The organism is Bacillus sp. FJAT-44742 (assembly GCF_002797315.1).
Classification (GTDB): Bacteria; Bacillota; Bacilli; order Bacillales; family Marinococcaceae; genus Thalassorhabdus; species Thalassorhabdus alkalitolerans.
Genome location: NZ_KZ454936.1, coordinates 1,328,218 through 1,344,914 on the forward strand (window position 1 = coordinate 1,328,218; position 16,697 = coordinate 1,344,914).

Annotated in this window: 15 protein-coding genes; 13 read left to right on the forward strand and 2 right to left on the reverse strand. The window is 39.8% G+C overall.

Going from position 1 to position 16,697, the window contains the following annotated elements; genetic code table 11:
* Window positions 1-521: 521 nt before the first annotated feature.
* Together CEF17_RS06625 and CEF17_RS06630 are read left to right on the forward strand one after the other, a co-directional pair.
* Complete coding sequence (locus CEF17_RS06625) at window positions 522-1,163, forward strand: hypothetical protein (protein WP_100398834.1); 642 nt, start codon at window positions 522-524, stop codon at window positions 1,161-1,163.
* On the forward strand, window positions 1,153-2,862 hold the full coding sequence (locus tag CEF17_RS06630; RefSeq protein WP_100398835.1) for a GMC family oxidoreductase N-terminal domain-containing protein: 1,710 nt from the start codon (window positions 1,153-1,155) through the stop codon (window positions 2,860-2,862). Before CEF17_RS06625 ends, CEF17_RS06630 begins: the two co-directional genes overlap by 11 nt.
* A 205-nt stretch (window positions 2,863-3,067) precedes the next feature.
* Here CEF17_RS06630 and CEF17_RS06635 read toward each other — a convergent pair whose 3' ends face one another.
* Window positions 3,068-3,502 carry an Rrf2 family transcriptional regulator gene (locus tag CEF17_RS06635; RefSeq protein WP_100398836.1) on the reverse strand — a complete coding sequence of 145 codons (435 nt, stop codon included), beginning with the start codon at window positions 3,500-3,502 and terminating at the stop codon, window positions 3,068-3,070.
* Window positions 3,503-3,702: 200 nt separating this feature from the next.
* Here CEF17_RS06635 and hmpA point away from each other — a divergent pair, with 200 nt between their 5' ends.
* The gene (gene hmpA / locus CEF17_RS06640) at window positions 3,703-4,938 is read left to right on the forward strand and encodes an NO-inducible flavohemoprotein (RefSeq protein ID WP_100398837.1); all 1,236 of its coding nucleotides are present in this window, start codon (window positions 3,703-3,705) and stop codon (window positions 4,936-4,938) included.
* Between the two features lie 629 nt (window positions 4,939-5,567).
* On the opposite strand, the gene CEF17_RS06645 is transcribed toward hmpA, so the two are convergent.
* Entirely contained in the window at window positions 5,568-6,359 is a 792-nt protein-coding gene (locus tag CEF17_RS06645; protein WP_100398838.1) for an IclR family transcriptional regulator, read from the reverse strand.
* Window positions 6,360-6,841: 482 nt separating this feature from the next.
* Here CEF17_RS06645 and CEF17_RS06650 point away from each other — a divergent pair, with 482 nt between their 5' ends.
* From CEF17_RS06650 to CEF17_RS06695, 10 genes are all read left to right on the forward strand, one after another.
* Complete coding sequence (locus tag CEF17_RS06650) at window positions 6,842-7,951, forward strand: TAXI family TRAP transporter solute-binding subunit (protein WP_100398839.1); 1,110 nt, start codon at window positions 6,842-6,844, stop codon at window positions 7,949-7,951.
* 117 nt (window positions 7,952-8,068) lie between these two features.
* Window positions 8,069-10,084, forward strand: coding sequence for a TRAP transporter permease (locus CEF17_RS06655; protein ID WP_157842956.1), 2,016 nt, complete (start codon window positions 8,069-8,071; stop codon window positions 10,082-10,084).
* A gap of 90 nt (window positions 10,085-10,174) precedes the next feature.
* Complete coding sequence (locus CEF17_RS06660) at window positions 10,175-10,999, forward strand: IclR family transcriptional regulator (protein ID WP_198508911.1); 825 nt, start codon at window positions 10,175-10,177, stop codon at window positions 10,997-10,999.
* A complete protein-coding gene (locus CEF17_RS06665) occupies window positions 10,999-12,027 on the forward strand; it encodes a zinc-dependent alcohol dehydrogenase (protein ID WP_100398842.1) in 1,029 nt (342 codons plus the stop codon). The genes CEF17_RS06660 and CEF17_RS06665 overlap by 1 nt, the downstream gene beginning before the upstream one ends.
* 25 nt (window positions 12,028-12,052) lie before the next feature.
* Window positions 12,053-12,892, forward strand: a complete 840-nt coding sequence (locus CEF17_RS06670; protein WP_100398843.1) for an SDR family NAD(P)-dependent oxidoreductase — start codon at window positions 12,053-12,055, stop codon at window positions 12,890-12,892.
* Between the two features lie 232 nt (window positions 12,893-13,124).
* Window positions 13,125-13,889, forward strand: coding sequence for an alpha/beta fold hydrolase (locus CEF17_RS06675; RefSeq protein WP_157842957.1), 765 nt, complete (start codon window positions 13,125-13,127; stop codon window positions 13,887-13,889).
* A 17-nt stretch (window positions 13,890-13,906) separates the two neighbouring features.
* Window positions 13,907-15,076 (forward strand): LLM class flavin-dependent oxidoreductase, encoded by a 1,170-nt coding sequence (locus CEF17_RS06680; RefSeq protein WP_100398845.1) that lies wholly within the window; start codon window positions 13,907-13,909, stop codon window positions 15,074-15,076.
* A gap of 68 nt (window positions 15,077-15,144) precedes the next feature.
* Window positions 15,145-15,747, forward strand: a complete 603-nt coding sequence (locus CEF17_RS06685) for a cysteine hydrolase family protein (protein WP_100398846.1) — start codon at window positions 15,145-15,147, stop codon at window positions 15,745-15,747.
* 26 nt (window positions 15,748-15,773) lie between these two features.
* Window positions 15,774-16,316 carry an NADPH-dependent FMN reductase gene (locus CEF17_RS06690; protein ID WP_100398847.1) on the forward strand — a complete coding sequence of 181 codons (543 nt, stop codon included), beginning with the start codon at window positions 15,774-15,776 and terminating at the stop codon, window positions 16,314-16,316.
* Window positions 16,317-16,339: 23 nt separating this feature from the next.
* Complete coding sequence (locus tag CEF17_RS06695) at window positions 16,340-16,690, forward strand: hypothetical protein (protein ID WP_100398848.1); 351 nt, start codon at window positions 16,340-16,342, stop codon at window positions 16,688-16,690.
* Window positions 16,691-16,697: the final 7 nt, after the last annotated feature.

Genomic DNA, 16,697 nt, shown 5'->3' on the forward strand with positions numbered 1-16,697 from the left:
CAAGTCTTTGAAAAGCTGCTGGATTGGTTAATTAGCCGGGGTGATTCAACTTCTGGAACGTAGCTTATATAGTATGCCAGGGTGCTTCAGTTGAACAAAAACTATCATTTATTACGCGGTCTTTTGTGGCGTTGGATCATTACTATGTATTAAAAGATATTCACAAACCATGGCGCAATGGAAGTAATAAAAGCCCTCTATCGTTTGAAGTGAAAGAATCATTTGTTCATCACCCTCCATCACTCTTCTCCTAGCAATAGTTTAGCAGTAACCCTCTAGGCACAATTCATTCCGATAAAGAAGATTCTTGAAATCCACATCCCATTTTTTGTGTTTCGATATCGTTACCAGATATGTTACATAATTATGCTTATTAGTAAATATCTATTTCACTTAAATAGGTTTCTCATAAAAAAGTAATGGGTATATCGATTTCCAATAGAATGTTTAGGATGGCGGCACTTTTTATATAAAAAAGTTTTATTAGCAAACATTAATTTTTTTGAAAGAGGTGATTGATCTTGTCAAACATTTCGCAAGAAGACATGCAAAAAACCTTTATTGCCTTAATGGATGCTATCCTTCCATCTACTCCAAAGCTTGGTGAAAAGGAAGGATCGGAGTTTACTTTATCTGCGTATGACATGGGAGTTCATGAGTATGTTATTTATTCGTTGAATCACTATATTTCCTTGCAGGAACAATTTTCTCTAGCCCCCATCCGGCTTGCAGCCCCTACGGCGGAGTTGTTAAACACAGCCTCTATACACTTACTTAACACCAATAGGGTAGAGACAGCTTTAAAGCAAACCGTTCCTCCCAAGCTTTTGTTTCCTGAACTTTCGCCATCTGATCGAATTCGTGTTTTATCCATGCTTGAATCCCTTGACCTTGATTTGTTTTCTTTGCCGTATCCCTTTAAAAATAACGGTGGTTTAGTGAAGCATATAACGGATGCACTAAATCGATTTGCTATGTTGGGATACTACTCAGAATGGCCGGGGTATGGCATAACTAAAAAGAATGATATGAAAGAGAGAAAACTTGAGTACCTTCCTCTGAGTTGGAAGCAAACGGGTTATCCTGGCGTTTCACATGGACATCGTGACTTAAGAGGTTTTTTACTAGAGCTAAAACATGGGGGGAAGAAAAATGGAAAATAATCCAGATATCATTATTATAGGTTCTGGTGGCGGTGGAGCTGTGGCTGCAAAAGAGCTTGGAGAGTTAGGTCTGAACGTATTAGTTCTAGATGCAGGGCCATGGTATGGAAACAAAAAGTGGCCCGAACCTAATAAAAGGCGGGGAGATCAAGAAAGTGATACTACTTACGATTTAGATGTGTCCCTTTACAGAGAGCAGCTCACGAGACGTGAACAGGACATGAATGACCCAGTTACTGGAAAATTTAGATGGGGAGCAGCAGATCGGAGGAGATCTCCTTGGTTCAGAAATATACCTGATCAAGGGCTTGTCTGGCAAAATGCAGGCATTGGTGGGACTACTCTTCATTACTTTGCAAACTCTCCTCGTCCTTACCCGCATGCTATTGATAGGGAGTGGCCTATCAGTTATAAAGAGCTCATCCCTTATTTTGAAAAGGTAGAAAGAACCTTGCCTGTTCAGTTTGCCCCCACTACGGCGAAGGAGGAACTATTTTACTATGGGGCAGAAAAGACAGGTTTTTCTCTTCTGGGTAACTTAGATGTCACCCGTCCTGGGTACCGTCCTCAACCGAATGCCATTTTACCTCCTAATAAAGCGCTTTCAAGTGAAAACTATACATTAGAAGAAGTCAGCCATATGGAAGGGTGCACTTTAAGTGGACATTGCGAACAGGGATGTCCCTATGGTCCTTCCGTAGACAAGACAGCAAAACGTTCGACCAATGTAAGTTATATTCCTTTGGCATTAAAAACGGGGAAAGTGAGAATCAGACCAAATACTTTTGCAACCAAAATATTGACTGAAAAGGATAAAAGTGGTGAACATCATGCAGTAGGAGTACAGGTACGTGATACGTGGACCGGTGAAGTAGAAGAACTGAAAGCTGGAGTAGTAGTCATGGCGGCAGGCTGTATAGAGTCGCCACGTTTGTGGATGAATTCTCATTTACCCCACAATCCATGGGTGGGGAGAGGACTAACCAATCATTATATGGATGCTGTTACTGGGACATTTGAAGAAGAGGTGCTTCTTGATATTCTAGGGAGTTCTGAAGTGAACCCATTTGTGGGCCATACTTCCGGAGCTCGTCTTGACTATCCGGGGTTAGGGATGATTGAAAACATGGGGAATAGTCCTGGTTTAACTGCTCAATTTCTTCATGGATTCAGTCAAACAGGATATAGTTCTCTACAGGACTCAAACAATTCGAATGATCTATGGGACAGCCAGGGAAGAACAGTCGGAAATAAGTTAAAGAAAGCGATGAGTGAATACCAAAGATCACTTACAATGTTAATTGTGACAGATGATGAGGTACAGTATAGAAATCGAGTAGAACTAGACCCTTTTATTAAAGATGAACATGGACCTGTGCCACGTATTAGTTATACCCCAAGCAAACGAGACGAGGAAAAGAGAAATAAATTAGCAAAAGTAGCTGCTGAAATGTTAAAATACGCGGGTGCAAAAGAGATTATAAGAAGTGACTTGCCTCCAAATTTATTTATTCATTTAGAGAGTACTATGAGAATGGGGTATGTGGTGGATTCTTCTTGTGAAACCTTCCAAGTAAAGCGTCTTTTTATTGCAGACAATAGCGTCCATTATAATTCAATTGGAGGCCCTAATCCTACTATGACCACGCAAGCATTGGCTACTAGGACAGCTGAATTAATCGCGAAGAAATATTTTTAAAGAAGAATTATTTGGGTTTAAATGTTGTATACCTTAAGCGAATTCGGAAAGGTAAACCAAAGAGAAAAATGTTTGTAAGAGCGGAACGGAAAATGGCGCTGGAGGTCAGTGAAAAAGAAGAGAATACAGGATGAAGAGACAGGATAAACCTGTCTTTTTTTAATAGTTAAAGGATGTTAGCACAGTATATACCTTCCAAAAAGGATTATATAGTGAAAAGTTCTTTTAATGTCTCCTCGTTAATTAGAAGGTCCTCAAGAGTATATTGCTCTAGGACGTTAAGGTAAGCTTTTAAAGCTTCCTTCAATACGCCTTTTAATCGGCAGGCAGGGCTGAGAACGCACGTATTAGTGTTTTCATTAAAGCATTCCACAAGTTCAAGGTTATCTTCTGTTTGTTTGACGACTTCTCCAATATTAATGTCGGAAGGCTGCTTCGCTAAGCGGATGCCCCCATTCCTTCCTTTAATCGTTTCTACTAGACCCATTTTACTTAACTCATGGGTGACTTTTGTCAAATGATTATAGGAAATGCCGTATATAGTTGATACTTTTTTTATACTTGTCAGTTCTTTACCAGGCTGGACGGCCAGAAAGAGAAGAAGACGCAGGGAATAGTCTGTATACGTTGTTAATTGCATAGTAGTCACTCCTCCTATTTCTTAAAAAAAGCTTAACACAATTTTGCCTGCAGAGCATGAAGTTTAATAACTTGTGACAACATATAGGCATTTCCTTAAATATGTATTTTATATATTGATTTTCATCATCGGCTTATGGTTAAATTAAATATGTATTTAAAATGCATATTTAATGAACGGTGAGGAAGAGGGGAATTCATATGAGCTCTGACAGAGCCTTAAGTAAAGAAACCAAAGAAATAGTAAAGGCAACTGCTCCGGTATTAGCGGAACATGGAGAGAAAATCACATCTCACTTTTATCAGCGGATGTTCAGCAATCATCCCGAACTGCTGAATGTTTTTAACCAGACGAATCAAAAAAAGGGCAGACAGCCTCAGGCACTAGCCAATGCAATTTATGCCGCAGCTGTCCACATTGATCATTTAGAAACAATATTACCTGCTGTTAAACAAATCGCCCATAAGCATCGAAGCTTGAATATTATGCCAGAACAATACCCAATTGTAGGAGAAAATATATTGGCGGCCATAAAAGAAGTATTGGGGGAAGCCGCCACAGATGACATCATCAATGCATGGGGAGAGGCATATGGTGTGATTGCCGATGTGTTTATCCAAGTAGAGAAAGAAATGTATGAGGAAGCAGAACAGGCACGAGGTGGTTGGAAGGGATTCAGACCATTTATCGTCGAGAAAAAAGTGGTTGAAAGTGACGTCATTACATCTTTTTATTTAAAGCCTGCTGACGGAAAAGAGCTTGCTGATTTTCTGCCAGGGCAATATATGACGCTTAAAGCAAAGATTGAAGGAGAAGAGTACACTCATATGCGGCAGTACAGCCTGTCCGATGCTCCAGGAAATGATTACTACCGCATTAGTGTAAAGAGAGAGTCTGGGCCAGACGAATTCCCTTCTGGAAAAGTATCTAACTACTTACACAAGGATGTAAAAGAGGGAGATATATTAGAATATACTGCCCCTGCAGGGGACTTTGTTTTGGATCAAGATAGTAAACGTCCTGTTGTGTTCATAAGCGGCGGGGTAGGTTTGACACCATTAATGAGCATGTTTAATACCCTTGTAAAAAAGGATTCTGAAAGGGAGATTACGTTTATTCATGCAGCTATTAATGGACAGCATCATGCCATGCATGAACATGTGGCAACATTAGCTAAGGAGCGAGAGAATATACACTATGCCCTATGCTTTGAGTCTCCCACCCAAGAAGATACAAGCAATGAATTTCTAAAGCAAGAAGGATTCATTGATAAGGAGTTCCTTCGTTCAGTCATTGAAACGAAGGAAGCAGACTTTTATTTTTGCGGCCCGGTACCATTTATGAAAGCAGTAAATTATATTTTAAAAAGCTGGGACGTTCCTGAAGAGCATATTCATTTTGAGTTCTTTGGCCCGGCTCAAACGTTAGAGGGCTAAGAAAAAAACGGAGAGGCAGCCTCTCCGTTTTTTTTAGACCTATAGGGTCATTTTTGATACATTTTCCATCTTCCACTCATAGGCCCTTACGCTCTTAGCTTAGGTGTGCTCCTTTTTTGACAGGCCTTGTTAGAGGAGCCTACTCACTAATTTACAAACCTGATTGGAAGCGTTATGTCTGGAAGGTGTATTGATCGTCTGGTACTGAAACGGTCCTTATAAGGTGCATGACCTCTGTATTTTTTATGCTTGGTGTTTTAATCGTTTGTTGAAGGCCGGTATCAACATTTGTTGATATGGCTTTTTCATGTTTTATATGGGGGGATTATAGAGGATTAATTTACTTTTAAACTTTGAACACCCTATAGAAGGGCGACTATCCCACAAAGAAGCTCTGGGACGTAGTCCAAAAGGAATTGAAATATAGGAATGGGATGTGGCATCTTTGATGAAAACAAACAATCAATCCAAAAGGATCTACTAGCATCAGTATGAGAAAAGAAAACTGCGATCTGCGGGCCAGGTAATTTACGGTTAAATTAGCTGGTTACAGATCGCTGGGAAAATATTTATTTCCCCCTAAATATTTTCGGTGCCTTTTTCTTAGGTCTAGCATTGCTTAACTCACTCTACGGGATTTTGATGCCCGCATTGTCCTCTGTATATCCCATTTTTTGAGATATTTCTTTGGCCCCTTCTCGAATTAGTTCTTGAACCAATTCTAATTGATCTTCTATATAGACCGTAGGTCCAACTGCCCCTATACCCGCAATAACTTCTCCGTTCATGTTAAAAACAGGGGCTCCAACCCCGGTTACCCCTAAAGTAGTTTCATCAGTTTCAGTATAAAGTTTTGTTTGTCTTATGTTCTCTAAGCGTTCATTTATAACAGTTTGATCGGTTATCGTTTTTGTCGTGTATGTTGGTCTAGGAATTTTTAAAATGCGCTCCCTCTCTTTTTCCGGAAAAAAAGCTAATATGCTTGGGCCGAGTACCCCGTAAATATAAGGTCTTCTCTGTCCAATAGAAGAAGAAAATTTTAGCCCATGGTTTTTTTCTTTTTTAAATACATAAATGATCTCATCCCCATCAGGTACTGACATAATAATGGTTTGTCCTGTTTTTTCAAAGATATTTTCTAATATCGGCTGTGCTTCCTCCCGAACGTCTAGAACATAGGGAGTAAGAGACCCTAGGGCAAAGAGTTGAACACCTGGTTTATATTTCATTGTTTTTTCATTGAAATGAACGAGACTCCTTTTTTCTAACGTACACAAGAGACGATAAACAGTGGAATTAGGTATTTCTGTTTTCTTTGCTAGTTCCTCAATACTTAGTTCAGGTGTATCTGCGGAAAAAGCTAATAATATATCGATTGCGCGGTCGACAGAACGAATGGGATTCATTTTAACATTACGCAATGGGCTTCCCCCCTACATTTTAACTCATACATCGAGAAAGTAATTTCATTTTTGTATGGTAATTATATCAAAATTCTAAAGGAAGAGAAATGTTAACCAATCTAAATAAGTAGGAAAGGATCAAACACCTTATAAAAGGTACAATAATCTTTTTTACATAGTCTTAAACTCTATCTTCCACTCTTACTGAGACGAGTTAATATTACTCAAAAGAACGTTAAATTCAAACAATTACAAAAATTTAAATAACATTGACTAGTCTCACAATAATTGCTATACTTTTATCAAATAATGAGTTAATGAACTCACATAGTGAGTAAAAGGTGAATGTACAAAGTGAGGAGGTCCCATGTAGACTGCACTACTATTTTACTAGACATTAGTTCCTTTAGGTATTTTTGAAAGCGTTATCTTTGTTGGTTTATTTTGGTAATTAGTTCTCTTGATGTTGAAACAAGAATCTTATTTAAGAGGGTGAAGATATGAGAAAATTTTACAAAGGTATGTTAATTACAGGGGGAACCGTTTTGCTCTTAACTGCATGTGGAGAGGGAAACGACTCATCTGCTGGCTCCGAGCAAACGGGAACGGATGAGGGACAACCAGAAGTGGAACAAGCTGAAAATGGAAATGGTGGATCCTATAGTTTTGCCACTTCTCCTCAAGGGACATCCGTTAACGCCGTGGGAAATGGATTAGCCAGTATGATTAACCAAAACTCCGATGTGTCAACTTCTATTCAACCTTATGCAGGGATTAATGCGTGGCTTTCTCAATTAAATGAAGGAAACATAGGATTTGGCGTTGATAGTGCACCAGACATGGTTTTTGCTTATCAAGGAAACGAGGAAGTAGGATACGAGGAGTCAATGGATGAACTGAGACTACTTGTACGAGGTAATTTTATTAAAGCAACTGGACTGGCAGTCAGAGAAGATTCTGGTATCGAGAGTGTGGCAGACCTGGAGGGCAAGCGTGTAGCGTCAGACTTTTCCGGAGCCACTATAGCAAGGCTTATCTCGGAAGCAACGTTATATGCTAATGGATTGACTTGGGATGATGTAAATAATGTACCAGTTCCTTCCATTGACAGGGGAGTAGAAGCCCTTCAAAACAACCAAGTGGATGCTACTTTTGCTCTTGTGCCATCTACGCCTCTAATGCAGGAAGCTCATAATGCGACCGGACTTGCTGGCTTTGATTTTTTAGATGATTATGGACCAGATGAAATTGAAAGCGTTTCAGAGGAAGTCTTTGAAGAAATTGAAAAAAGAGTTCCTGGAGTTGAAATGACGACTGTGGACCCGGAAGGATACCTAGCAGAGAAGACAACTGGGATTCAATATCCAAACTACTTTATTTCTTCTACACATATGGATAATGATACGGTTTATGAAGTTCTGGAAACATTGTGGGAAAATCACGAGCAATTACATGATATTCATCCTTGGCTAAGTACATGGGAGCCAGAGCAAATGTTTGATGAAAACCCTGAGATTCCATACCACGAAGGAGCAATCGAGTTTTTTGAAGACCAGGGGATTTGGACTGAAGAAGCTCAGGAAGCCCAAGATGAACTAACTGGAGACTAAATCTATTTGAAAATAGGAGTTTTTCTTAAGGCAATACAACGATAAGAATCTCTTAGTGATGTATTGTCTTTCTTCTCCTTATCTTTCTCAATATAGTTTATGCAGGAGGAAAGTTCTATGTCAGATAAAAAAGTGCAAACAACCAATCAAAGACCTCCGAAAGAAGCCCAGCAGCAAAGATACCGTAAATTTGAGAATAAATTTATGAATATATTAGTCAGTGCTTCTTTAACAATGATTCCTGTAGTTGGGATTTTGTTTGTTTTAAATGTCCACCAACAAATGGGTCTTACTCTTTTTAATGAACAGTATTTTGGTTTGTTTTTTGCGCTTATTCTATTTGGGGTTTTTCTTGTTATCCCCGCTACGAAGAACTCGCCTAAAAACAAAGTTCCTTGGTATGATTGGATTCTTGCCGTTACTGGCTTAACTGTGGGTGGGTATCTCTTGTTTTTTTACCCAAGTATTATGTTAATGATCGGACAAGTCACAACCGAACGATTTATTATTAGTGCTCTTGCCGTTTTATTAGTGTTAGAAGCCATACGCCGTATGCTTGGACTCGTTTTATTGCTCATTGTGGTCAGCTTTATATCTTATGGTTTCCTGGCTCCGTATATGCCAGGGGTACTAAGCGGAAGCGCTACCGCCCCTGATCAGCTCTTTAATTATTTATACCTTGATCCAAGCGCAATGATGAGCATGTTAAATCTAGCAGCTACCATTGGTTTAGTATTTATTCTGTTTGGACAGATATTAATTTTTATGCGTGGTGGAGATATTTTAAATGATATCGCCTTATTTTCATTCGGTCGGTTTCGAGGCGGACCAGCTAAAGGGTCCATACTGGGGTCAACTTTTATTGGGTCAGTTACTGGGAACCCAGTTTCCAATGTCTTGCTCACTGGAAATGTGACGATCCCTCTGATGAAGAGAAATGGTTTTAACTCTACCCAAGCAGGAGCTGTTGAGTCAGTAGCTTCAACGGGAGGACAGATTATCCCACCGGTGATGGGTATTGCGGCCTTTATTATTGCTGAGACATTAGGAGTACCATATGTGGAAGTGGCAGTAGCAGCTATCATCCCAGCCTTTCTTTATTACTTATGTTTATTTTTACAAGTGGACTTTATTTCAGCTAGACAAGGTGCTACTGGATTAAAATCACATATGCTGCCTTCTTTTAAAGCAGTTGTAAAGACAGGTTGGTTAATCATCCCAGCCTTTGGATCTTTGGTATATTTCTTATTTGTTGTTGGATATACTCCCTCTTTATCAGGGATGTATGCTTCTATTATCGCCTTTTTAACGTTAGGATTGCTGCAAAAATCGGTTCGAAAAAAACTATTTACGAAGTTGTATGATCTTCTTTTTGGCACTGGAAAACTCATGCTAGAAATCACGATAGTACTTGCAGCCGCGGGTATCGTCATGGGTGTAACTGGAATTACAGGCTTAGGTTTTAATATTGGTATGCTTTTACAAGGGATTGCGGATTATGGATTGCTGACACTTTTGATCGTAAGTGCCCTGGTCTGTATTGTTCTAGGCATGGGTATGCCTTCTGTAGCAGCGTACGCGGTTGTTGCCGTACTCGTTGCTCCCACTCTTATACAATTGGGAGTTGAACCATTAGCTGCCCACTTATTTGTCTTTTATTTTGCCATCGTCTCTAATTTTACTCCGCCAATTGCTGTTGCGTGCTTTGCTGCTGCACCTATTGCTCAGGGCAGTCCACATAAAATAGGGTTCCGGGCCATGCAATTAGGCATTGTTGCATACATTGTCCCATTTTTATTCGTTTATGCACCGGAACTATTAATAAACCTTGATGGTAGTCAAGCATGGGTAGCAACTGGGATTTCTTTAGCTACAGCTGTCTTTGCGTGTTACCTCTTGGCCATGGGAGTAGAGGGATATCTCTTTGATCGTTTACATTACGGAAAAAGGATCATAGTCACAGTTATAGCCGCATTTCTATTTATGCCTTATACCATGTGGGAGTATAGCTGGATTTTAAACTATTCAGGTCTTGTTCTTGGTATTCTTTTCATTCTAAATGAATGGAAATTGAAAAAAAAAGATTTTCAACCTTTAACTACCAAAGAGAATTATAAACTTCAAAATGATTAAACGTAATGTAAAAAAGACGCGGTTTCTTCCTGAGTTTTTTAGAAGCCGCGTTTTTCGTTACCTGGAAAAATGATTAGAGGAATGGTAAACATGAGAGAAATTAAATTTAATCCCATACGATCGATCGAACGAAGCATAGATGTTTTACAAGCATTTACTACGGTTAATGAAAAGCTCACTTTAGAAGAGGTCGTTGAATACACAGGAATCCCCAGGTCTACGGTTTATAGGATCTTATGTACGCTTGAGAGTCGAAGAATGGTAGAGTTTGATGAAAAAGAACAAAACTATAAACCAGGGCTTAAGCTGATTGAAATGGGAGTGTTTCTTTCCTCTTCCCTTGATGTGTATCAAGAAGCGGAAGATATTCTCCTACGCTTACAGGCAGATACGAAACAATCGATTGTAATGGCGCTAGGGGATGAAGAGGACATCATATATGTTTTCATTAAAGAAAACAGTGAAGGCTTAAAGTTTTCATCAGTCGTAGGCCAACGCCGTCCTTACGTATATGGGGTCTTGGGATATACCTTACTCGCCTTTGAAGAAACAGATAAGGTAGAGCGGATCTTGGATAAAGATATTCCTAAACGAACGAAATATACAGTAACAAAGAAAGAGAAAGTAATGCGTAGGCTTGATGATATTCGTTCAAAAGGTCTGTTTACAGAAAAGGATGAAACCACAATAGGTGTTACAGGAGTGGGAGCGCCGATTTTTAATCAAAAGGGGCAACCTGAAGCAGCCGTCGGGATTGTAGGTCCCTCTGTTCAGCTAAAAGGACCAGAACTTGCAAAGGCCGAACATCTCCTTTTGAAAGCAACACAAGAGATATCCGTCCGTATGGGTTACAAGGGTAAGTATTTCAAAGAGAAGAAAGATTCTTTACTTATAAGCAGGGAGGATAGGTCCTAGTGAAAGCGATAAGAAAGCAAGAGAGAAAATATGGAAGCATCGGGGTAGAGGAAGTTCCACTGCCTACCTGTACTGAAAATGAGGTGACCGTACGAATCAAAACAGCGTCTGTGTGCGGGTCTGATATTCACGCATACACTTTTTCGCCAACTCATCACTATATAAACACCCCGATTACGATGGGGCATGAATGTGCAGGAGAGGTTATAGAGGTTGGATCAAACGTAGAAGATTTTGTTCCAGGTGATCCTGTTGTAGTGGAGGCCATTTTGTATTGTGGAAAGTGTTCTTCTTGCATGCAAGGAAACACTCATTTATGCAACGAGTTTGAGGTAAGGGGAATGAAGATGGATGGTGTTTTTACGGAGCAAATCGTGACGAAACCAAAATACCTACACAAAGTTCCTCGAGAGTTGTCTTTTGAGCAAGCTTGTCTGGTTGAGCCTTTAGCAGTAGCAATTCATGCGGTTGTAGACAATTGTGACGTAACCCCCGGCGAGCTGGTTCTAATTTCAGGACCTGGTCCCGTTGGTATACTTACAGCCTGCGTCGTTCGGTCAATGGGAGCGATCCCGGTTATAACTGGACTGTCAGATGATGAAAAAGCGAGGTCACCGTTGTTGCGAAAGAATGGTTTCCACGCAGTGAATGTAGAAAAGGAACAAATGACTACTTATCTTCAACATCACTTTAAAACAGATAAAGTAGGGGTAGTCATTGAATGCTCAGGATCTACCCTTGCGCTTCAATCGAGTTTACAGGTGTTACAAAAAGGTGGTGTGGTCACCCTTGTAGGCCTCTATTCGCGCCCTGCCCAAATAGACTTAACCCACCTAGTGAGAAGTGAGATAAGTATTCGTTCAAGTTGCGCTTATAAATGGAACAACTTTCGGCAAGCAATTAATTTATTAGCAACTAAAAAACTAGAGTTAAGTGATCTTATCACACTCTATTCCATACATGAGGCGGAAAAAGCATTTGAAGATGCTATTCGCAAAAAAGTTGTTAAGCCTGTTTTTAGATTCTAACAATGTATAAGGGGAGGTATCTAGTATGTATAGTTTAAAAGGACAAGTCGCTTTGATAACAGGAGCAGCACACCCTCTAGGTATTGGACGATCCATTGCGAATCATCTGGGCAACCACGGTGCCAAGATTGTGATAGGTGACATTGATCAGACATACTTGGAAAGCGCTGTACACGATTTAGAGGCGAAGGGCATATCTGCTTCTAGTTACGATGTAGATGTTAGCAATCTAGAAGAAATTAAAAAAACGGTAGACACTGTGATTAAAAAAGAAGGACGGATTGATATATTAGTAAACAATGTAGGGGGCACCAGCAAGACAGATAGAGAAAGTGTGGCTGGTGGCTCCGACTCTACTGCTACATCAAGCAGTACGCCTCTCCTTGGTATTTCAAATGCTACCGTCGAACAATGGGAAAAAATTATTAATGTTAACTTAAATAGTGCCTTTTTTTGCTCTCAAGCAGTTCTTCCTTATATGAAAAAGCAAGAGTATGGCCGCATTGTTAATTTTGCTTCCATAGCTGGCCAGCGAGGTGTAAACAAAATTGAATCTTTCACCTCAGGCCCGTATGCCGTAGCCAAAGCAGCCATCATAGGCATGACACGTCAACTTGCACTAGAAACAGCAGAGTATGGAATCAATGTAAATGCTGTTTCCCCAGGTTTTGTGAAATCAGCGCGTGGACAAGCATTAGAGAGCTTACCGGAAGAACATAAAGAAGCGCTGTTGCAATCAATACCTAAAGGAAGGTTTGGGGACCCTGAAGAGGTAGCTAGTGTTGTACTCGGTCTTTGCACCACCCAGTTTCAATATGTAACAGGACAAACAGTTAACGTGAACGGTGGCATGTACTTTAGTTGATTGATTAGGGGAACCTGTTGAGAAGGATGTGAAACCTGTAAACAAACCCTTACGGCATTTTCATGCTGTATAAGGGTTTTTTATATTCCAACATAACAGAAAGAGTAAACGGTTTTTATAAATATCTGAATATTTTTTATAATTCATTGACAGTAGCATAAAACTCGTGCTACTTTTATTATAACAAAAATGAGATGGACATCTCATCTAGTGAAATGAAAGGGGAGTTATGATGAGCACAGTAGTTAGTTATAAAGAAGAAACCCTTAATGTGAAGGGGTGTAATGTAAGAGTCTTACGGAAAGGAGAAGGAGAACAGGTACTTTGGCTCCACGGCGCAAATGGTGGCGGATGGAATCCTTTCTTAGAGGAGTTATCCAGGCATTATGAAGTAATAGCGCCAGATCACCCTGGTTTCAATGACTCAGATGTTTGCAAACACATGGACAGCGTCGAGGACATAGCTTTCCATTATCGTGATTTTCTCGATTTGCTGGAAGTAGAAAGCGTTTCCATTTGTGCGAGTTCCCTCGGTGCATGGATTGGAATTCAATTTGCACTGACTCACCAACACAGAGTCAAAAAACTGGTGGTTTCGAATGTAGCCGGTATAAACATTCCTGGCGTGGAATCCATTGATCCGTTTAGCATGACTATTCATGACCTTTCTCAACGCCTTTTTTATGATAAATCTAAAGCTCCTCAAATGCCGCCTCTAGATAGCATGCCAATCGAAATGTTAAAAAATAGGTCCATGCATGCAAGACTCATGTGGGAGAAGGGATATGATCCTAAATTATTGTCCAGAGCGGAAGGTCTTCACGTCCCAACCTTGATTATATGGGGAGAAAATGATGAACTTATCCCAGTCGAAAACGGAGAAAAACTAGATGCTGCATTGCCAAATTCAAAACTTGTTGTATTTGAGGAAACTGGACACTTACCTTACATCGAAAAGCGAGAAGAACTACTAAAAGAAATTTCAAAATTTATATAAAGAAGGAGTGGATCATAATGGTTCAAGCGTTTGGATTCCATTTAATGCCTTACAAAAATATGCCTGAGGATTTTAATGATAAGTATGAGAGCGCATGGGTAAACTTCTCCAATTCTCATTTTGATCATGAATTAGCAAATGAGCTTTATAATTCTTACCTAGATGAGTTGGAATATTGCGAAGAAGTGGGTTTTGACGGGATTGGAGTCAATGAGCATCATCAAACTGCTTATGGATTAATGCCATCTCCTAATGTAATGGCTGGTACGTTAGCAAGACGAACAAGCCGCGCAAAGATTGCAATCTTGGGAAATGCTATTTCCCTTCATGAACATCCACAGCGTGTAGCAGAGGAAGTTGCCATGCTGGATGTCATCACGAAAGGTAGAATCATTTCTGGTTTTGTGAGAGGAATCGGAGCAGAATCCTATTCTTTCCGACTAGATCCTACGAAATCAAAAGACCGATTTTTTGAAGCACACGATATTATTTTAAAAGCCTGGACTGAAGATGGCCCAACTTCCTACCATGGTGAACACTATGATGCGTTTAATATTAACTCCTGGCCGAAGACTTACCAAAAACCTCATCCGCCAATTTGGTGCCCTTCACAGGGGAGTAAGGATACAATTAAGTTTGCTGCCCAGAAGCGTTATACCTATTTGCAGACGTTTAGCTCTATTAAAAGTGTAAAGAAATCTTTTGATGCATACCGGGAAGCAGCAGAAGAAGAAGGGTACACAGCACAAGCAAGCCAGCTAGGATGGTCCGTGCTTATCTACTGTGCTGAAACAGACGAACAAGCTTATCGTGAAGCAGAAGAACATGCAAGGTACTTTTTTGACAAACTAATGGTCATGCCAAGAGACTTTTTCTTCCCACCTGGTTATATCCCACCAGAAGCAATGCAACAGATTTTGAAAACCAAGGCCGGGTTAGGTACACCTGGTGCATTAAAGTTTGAAGATCTAGTAAACAATGGATATATTCTTGTAGGTTCCCCAGAAACAATTAAACAAAAGCTTAAAGAGTATCATTCTGAGCTTGGGTTTGGTGTAGTTAATATGAATATACAATTTGGAAATATGACGCACGAGAGAACGATGAATAATATTAGACTACTTGGAAAACATGTGATCCCTATGCTTCATGAACTTGAAGACCAGCCTAAAGCAGTACAAGGATAGCCAAAAGGGGGAGGAGAGGAACACTTTCCTCCCTTGTCAGTAATAAAAGAGAGAAAGGAGCAGGGAGGTTGGCAAAAAATCCAGTTAAGGAAGCATTAGTAATCATTGATATGCAAAATGATTTTTGTTCTTCCGACGGAATGATGGCCAAGAGAGGGATCGATGTCTCGGCAGTTCAATCGATTGTGCCTAATGTTCAAAGAGCTGTGGAGCATGCAAAAAGAAATGAATGTTTGATTATTTACATTCAAACGCATCACCATTCACTTTCAAATGCACCGGTCTGGGAGAGTCGAAGTGAAGGCGTTCGGCAACTATGTAGTACGCTATGGGGGAAGGATTTTTATGGCATAAGACCAGAGAAAAATGATTTGGTTATAGAAAAAAATAGATATGATGCTTTTTTAGGAACAAATCTAGATCTAATTTTAAGGTCCCAAGGTATAAATCGGGTGCTGTTTGCCGGGTGCACAACGAATGTCTGCGTAGAAAGCACGGTTCGGCATGGGTTTATGCTTAACTATGGAACCATCACCCTTGAAGATGCTACAGCAGCCTATTCACAGAATGAACATGAAAATGCTCTCTTTAATTTAAAACAATACTTCGGCAAGGTAAGGACCATCAACAATTATTTTAAGGAAAGGGAACTTTTATCAGGTAATAATTAAAAAGTTTTCCCGGAAAGGAGAGAGATGTGAAGCTACTTGCCATATCAGGAACAATCGTAGGAAGTAAAACAGGAGCAGTGTTAAACAGCGTAGCCTCCAAAATTAAAGAGCAGTACTCGGAGGTAGAGGTGGAGACTATTAATTTAAAAGATTTTGACGTTGAATTTTGTGATGGTCGTGATCCCTCAGCTTACACAGGTGATACCCGAAAAATCATCGACAAAATTACTAATGCTGATTGTTACATTATAGCAACACCCATCTTTCAAGCTTCCATACCTGGAACGTTAAAAAACTTATTTGATTTACTTCCCGTGGAGGCAATGAAAAATAAGGGTGTCTCTGTTCTTGCCACTAGTGGCTCATATAATCATTACCTTGTAATGGAGAACCAGTTAAAACCTATCCTATCATACTTTAAAGCATACACCTTGCCATCCTATGTTTATATTCACCGAGATCACTTCAATGAACATAACGAGGTGGTTGATAAGGAGATGGTGGAAAGGCTTCATAGATTTATAAATGACTCTGTTAGCTTCTTTGGTGCAATGCACACGAAACAATGAAGGGGAGGGAAAGGGAGAATCTTATGAGCAAGTATAAAAAGAAACCAAAAGCAGCATTTACTATCTCTTCTAAAAAGCAGAAAGAACTTCTTCACCTCCCCGATTTATTGTTTGTCAAGTATTGTGAAAAAGAGTTTTTTATCAACCGAGGGATGTATAACACTATAGAGAATATCTTTTATCAAAAAGGAGCGACTCAGATTCTTGATCGGCGAAAACTAATCATAGAGTTTCTCCTTTATTTGGATAAAGAAAAAGGAATCAAGTCAAACGGAAGAGTGAAATTTGGAAGTCATGGTTTAGTTACTAGAATCAATGTCTTTTTATCTCGAGCTCATACACTCTCCAATCAAGGAGAAATAGCTCAAAGCTGAGGAGGAG

Excerpts from the sequence above, each read along its gene's own strand:
- CEF17_RS06660 (WP_198508911.1), top strand. The coding sequence starts at position 10,175 with ATGAGAGAAATTAAATTTAATCCCATACGATCGATCGAACGAAGCATA.
- CEF17_RS06635 (WP_100398836.1), bottom strand. The coding sequence starts at position 3,502 with ATGCAATTAACAACGTATACAGACTATTCCCTGCGTCTTCTTCTCTTT.
- CEF17_RS06670 (WP_100398843.1), top strand. The coding sequence starts at position 12,053 with ATGTATAGTTTAAAAGGACAAGTCGCTTTGATAACAGGAGCAGCACAC.
- CEF17_RS06655 (WP_157842956.1), top strand. The coding sequence starts at position 8,069 with ATGTCAGATAAAAAAGTGCAAACAACCAATCAAAGACCTCCGAAAGAA.
- CEF17_RS06630 (WP_100398835.1), top strand. The coding sequence starts at position 1,153 with ATGGAAAATAATCCAGATATCATTATTATAGGTTCTGGTGGCGGTGGA.
- hmpA (WP_100398837.1), top strand. The coding sequence starts at position 3,703 with ATGAGCTCTGACAGAGCCTTAAGTAAAGAAACCAAAGAAATAGTAAAG.
- CEF17_RS06675 (WP_157842957.1), top strand. The coding sequence starts at position 13,125 with ATGAGCACAGTAGTTAGTTATAAAGAAGAAACCCTTAATGTGAAGGGG.
- CEF17_RS06680 (WP_100398845.1), top strand. The coding sequence starts at position 13,907 with ATGGTTCAAGCGTTTGGATTCCATTTAATGCCTTACAAAAATATGCCT.
- CEF17_RS06695 (WP_100398848.1), top strand. The coding sequence starts at position 16,340 with ATGAGCAAGTATAAAAAGAAACCAAAAGCAGCATTTACTATCTCTTCT.
- CEF17_RS06650 (WP_100398839.1), top strand. The coding sequence starts at position 6,842 with ATGAGAAAATTTTACAAAGGTATGTTAATTACAGGGGGAACCGTTTTG.